Annotated in this window: 3 protein-coding genes; 2 read left to right on the plus strand and 1 reads right to left on the minus strand. The window is 67.9% G+C overall.

What is annotated here, in order from left to right; genetic code table 11:
* Window positions 1-187 (minus strand): hypothetical protein (locus TW83_RS21905; RefSeq protein ID WP_204245793.1); only part of this gene is annotated, 187 nt, incomplete at its 3' end.
* A 209-nt stretch (window positions 188-396) separates the two neighbouring features.
* Here TW83_RS21905 and TW83_RS16530 point away from each other — a divergent pair.
* Window positions 397-855: a (2Fe-2S)-binding protein gene (locus TW83_RS16530; protein ID WP_045983882.1), complete on the plus strand. Its 459-nt coding sequence runs from the start codon at window positions 397-399 to the stop codon at window positions 853-855.
* Window positions 855-2,541: molybdopterin cofactor-binding domain-containing protein (locus tag TW83_RS16535; protein ID WP_052714954.1), on the plus strand; the 1,687-nt coding region annotated here is incomplete at its 3' end. The genes TW83_RS16530 and TW83_RS16535, both read left to right, overlap by 1 nt.

Raw genomic sequence — 2,541 nt, forward strand, 5'->3', positions numbered from 1 at the left:
GCACGGCATCCAGGCCGGGGGTTCCGGTGCGAAAGCGCGCGTCGATGTCCGCGCCTGCTGTTTCCTGGCTCATCTGCTGTCCCATGCCTTGGATGGTATCGGCCCGTGCGCGCCCCGGACACAAGGCGGATCCATGTCCCGACCGGGTGCCGGTCGTCAAGCGCCAAAGGCGCAGTCTGATCGTCACGCCTAATCCGTCGCCGCGGACAGCTCTACCTGATAAAGGATGGTCCTGACACGGGACCGGTGCCTGGACCGGGCTCAATGCCTTTCCGGACCATGCCGGCAACTGACGCGCGATTTTTCGGGAACCCGGTTTACCGAAGGGCGTTGCCCTTGACGGTCACATGCGCGCACGACGCCGACCGGCCCTGATCCGAAAGCGAGGAAGCCATCATGATCACCCTGACCGTGAACGGGACGGAACACAGTTTCGATGGCGATCCCGAAATGCCGCTGCTGTGGTACCTGCGCGACGAATTGGGACTGACCGGCACCAAGTTCGGCTGCGGCATCGCCCAATGCGGCGCCTGCACGATCCATCTGGACGGCTATCCGACCTTTGCCTGCATCACCCCCATCTCGATCGCGGATGGGTCGGACGTCCGCACGATTGAAGGTCTGGCCGAGAACGGCGACCACCCCGTGCAGGTCGCCTGGCGTGACCTGAACGTGTCGCAATGCGGTTATTGCCAGGCGGGGCAGATCATGCAGGCCGCGGCGCTTGTGGATTCCACCCCCGACCTGACCGACGAGGACATCGACACGGTGATGAGTGCGAACCTGTGCCGCTGCGGCACCTATCCGCGCATCCGCGCCGCCATCAAGCAGGCCGCCGAAGCGAGGACCGAATGATGTCGAACCGCGTCCCCGAATCCCTCCGCATCGCCAATGTCAGCCGCCGGTCCCTGCTGCTGGGCATGGGGGCCGGCAGCCTGGTCCTTGCAATCGGACTGCCGCGCCCGGGCCGCGCGCAGGACGCGCCCGTCCAGTTCGGCGCCGACGCGATGCCCAACGGCTGGCGTGACGATCCGAACGTCTTCGTCTCGATCGCCGAGGACGGTATCGTCACCGTGACCGTCCACCGTTCCGAGATGGGGCAGGGCGTGCGCACCTCGATCGCGATGGTCGTGGCGGACGAGCTGGAGGCCGAATGGGACATGGTCCGCGTGACCCAGGCCCCCGGCAACGAGCCGCGCTATGGCAACCAGGACACCGACGGTTCGCGCAGCCTGCGGCATTTCTTTGGCCCGATGCGCCGTGCCGGGGCCTCGGCCCGGACCATGCTGGAGCAGGCGGCGGCCGAGGCGTGGGACGTGCCCCTGTCCGAAGTGCGCGCCGAGGGGCATGTCGTACGTCATGCCGGATCGGACCGCACGATGGGCTTTGGCGAACTGGCCGCCAAAGCCGCCGCCCTGCCGGTTCCCGACCGCGAGGGCCTGCGCCTGAAGGACCCCGCGACGTTCCGTTACGTCGGCAAGGCCGATATCGGGCTGGTCGACAATGACGACATTACCCGCGGCACCACGACCTATGGGATCGACGTGCGCCGCGAGGGAATGCTGTATGCCGTCATCGCCCGCCCGCCGGTCTTTGGCGGCAGCGTGGCCAGCCTGGACGACAGCGCCGCCCTGCAGGTGCCCGGAGTCGAGCGGATCGTGCGGCTGGACCCGCCCGCCATCCCCGCAGAATTCCAGCCGCTTGGCGGTGTCGCGGTCATTGCCCGCAACACCTGGGCCGCCATCAAGGGGCGCGAAGCGCTGGTCATCGAATGGGAGGATGGGCCGCATGCCGCCTATTCCTCGGATGATTTCAGGGCAGAGCTTGAGGCGGCGGTGCAGACCGGCGACGGCAAGCTGATCCTGAACCGGGGCGACGTCGCCGCGGCCCTGGCCGAGGCAGAGACCCGCGTGGTCGCCGAATACTATATTCCCCACCTGGCGCAGGCCCCGATGGAGCCGCCCGCCGCCGTGGCCGATGTGCGCGACGGGTCCTGCGAAGTCTGGGCCTGCGTGCAGGCGCCGCAGGTCACCCGCCTGCGCTTGGCACAGCGGATGGAACTGCCCGAGGAGGATGTGACCGTCAACGTCACCCTGCTGGGCGGTGGTTTCGGCCGCAAGTCCAAGCCCGACTTCGTGCTGGAGGCCGCGATCCTCAGCCGCGAGATGGGCGCCCCGGTCAAGCTGACCTGGACGCGTGAGGACGACCTGCACCACAGCTATTATCACACCGTCTCGGTCGAGCGGCTGGAGGCGGGGCTGGACGCACAGGGCAAGGCCGTGGCCTGGCTGCACCGCACCGCAGCCCCCACGATCGGGTCGATCTTTGCCCCCGACCCCAAGGAGAAGCTGCCGTTCGAGCTGGGCATGGGGCTGACCAACATGCCCCTGGACATCCCCAACGTCCGGGCCGAGAACCCGCAGGCCCCGGCCCATGTGCGCATCGGCTGGTACCGGTCGGTGTCCAACATCCCGCATGCCTTCGCGATCCAGTCCTTCATCGCAGAACTGGCGGCGGCGGCGGGCCGCGATCCGCTGGAAT

Origin of the sequence: Paracoccus sp. S4493 (assembly GCF_000967735.1) — a bacterium.
Taxonomy (GTDB): domain Bacteria; phylum Pseudomonadota; class Alphaproteobacteria; order Rhodobacterales; family Rhodobacteraceae; genus Paracoccus; species Paracoccus marcusii.

Excerpts from the sequence above, each read along its gene's own strand:
- TW83_RS16530 (WP_045983882.1), top strand. The coding sequence starts at position 397 with ATGATCACCCTGACCGTGAACGGGACGGAACACAGTTTCGATGGCGAT.